This is a genomic window from Superficieibacter electus (assembly GCF_002915575.1).
GTDB classification, from domain to species: domain Bacteria; phylum Pseudomonadota; class Gammaproteobacteria; order Enterobacterales; family Enterobacteriaceae; genus Superficieibacter; species Superficieibacter electus.
In genome coordinates, this window is record NZ_PQGD01000071.1 from 1 (window position 1) to 1,553 (window position 1,553).

At 44.4% G+C, this 1,553-nt stretch carries 2 protein-coding genes; both read right to left on the bottom strand.

The window, feature by feature from the left end; genetic code table 11:
* Nucleotides 1-168: 168 nt before the first annotated feature.
* Complete coding sequence (locus tag CHU32_RS27795) at nucleotides 169-810, bottom strand: type A-2 chloramphenicol O-acetyltransferase CatII (protein WP_001011939.1); 642 nt, start codon at nucleotides 808-810, stop codon at nucleotides 169-171.
* A gap of 149 nt (nucleotides 811-959) precedes the next feature.
* The gene (locus tag CHU32_RS27800) at nucleotides 960-1,460 is read right to left on the bottom strand and encodes a hypothetical protein (protein ID WP_001239317.1); all 501 of its coding nucleotides are present in this window, start codon (nucleotides 1,458-1,460) and stop codon (nucleotides 960-962) included.
* Nucleotides 1,461-1,553: the final 93 nt, after the last annotated feature.

The following is a 1,553-nucleotide window of genomic DNA, read 5'->3' on the forward strand; positions in this document are numbered from 1 at the left end:
GGTAAGCAGAGTTTTTGAAATGTAAGGCCTTTGAATAAGACAAAAGGCTGCCTCATCGCTAACTTTGCAACAGTGCCTTCTGAAACGAAATTACAGATTACGGTTAAAATATAAAAAAAAGCCACCAATCCTGCCGGATACGGTGGCTTAAATACAGAATTAATTAATTTATTTCAGTATGTTATCACACATCAGCTGAAGTGTATTGATAAACCTTGCTGCATGAAAACCATCACAGACTGCATGATGAACCTGTACAGAAACAGGTAATAGTACGCGGTCACCTTCCTGCTGAAACTTTGCCATTGTAAAAACCGGGGAAAAATAATCATCATTTCCGGTGATATTCAGATTAAATCCGTCAAAACTCACCCAGGGTAACGATGATATATTCAGGTGATTCTCCGGTAAATTTCCCTGCGGAAACAACCTGGTATCATGCTGATATTCTGCTGTTACCGCGTTATAACCCGCCATAAACTCACTGAGATCCGGAAAATAACGGCAGGACAGTGCGGAGAATGTTTCGGTTTCTTTATGAAAGACAGTAAAGACCGGGTCTGACTGTTCCCAGTAAATCAGTTCATTATCTTTCATTGCCATCCGGAACTCCGGAAACTGATTAACAGCCCGGGAGATCAGGTAAATCATCAGCGGATAAAACTTATAACCGGTTTTCGCCAGTGCAGTACGCAAAGCGGTAATATCGAGTTTGGTGGTCAGGCTGAATCCGCATTTAATCTGCTGACGATAAAGGGCAAAATGTTCCCTGCGATTCCAGGTATTCAGGTCAATCCGGGTAAAATTCATGGTTATTCCTTCTGATTAATAGTGAAAAATATTAATAATCAGAAGGCAGTCTGGTTGTCTCAATGGGTAACATTCCGTCCTCCGTAAGCTGTCTGGTATTCAGTAATAATACCCGATACGGGCTTAATCTGTATTAAGCCCGGTTTTATTTATTCCGGCCACTCATCCGCAAATACATAGCGGATCAGTTCTGCGGATTCACGGGGCGGTGCTCTCAGCACATCCGCCATTAAATCAATTTCCATCTGACAGGTTTGCAGCTTGTCTTCCGCCAGCACATACGGATCATCCGTCAGGAAACTATCGCCGTATTTATCCACCGACCCCTGTATTTGTGCCGAAAATAATGACTGAATTTCATCAGCGGAATAATGCGCAACCGGAGCCCCTTCACCGGCTGAATTCACCAGATCCAGCAACGCTCTGTTACCGATAATAAAGTCACGGTACCCGGCGGAAGCCTTTTTCATATCCGGCGGGCCAGACACTTCCGGATGCAGCACACGAAAGCAGAAGTCACCGGAGGTATCCTGCGCCAGTGCTTTCTGCAAAAATTCCAGCCGCATTTTCCCGTAATTAATCACCGCGTCATCCCCCGCGAGATAAAGCAGTTTTTTAATATTTTCGGTGGCCCACTGTTGCAGGCGCATATAGTACTCTAAACAGGGCACTGTTGCAAATAGTCGGTGGTGATAAACTTATCATCCCCTTTTGCTGATGGAGCTGCACATGAACCCATTCAA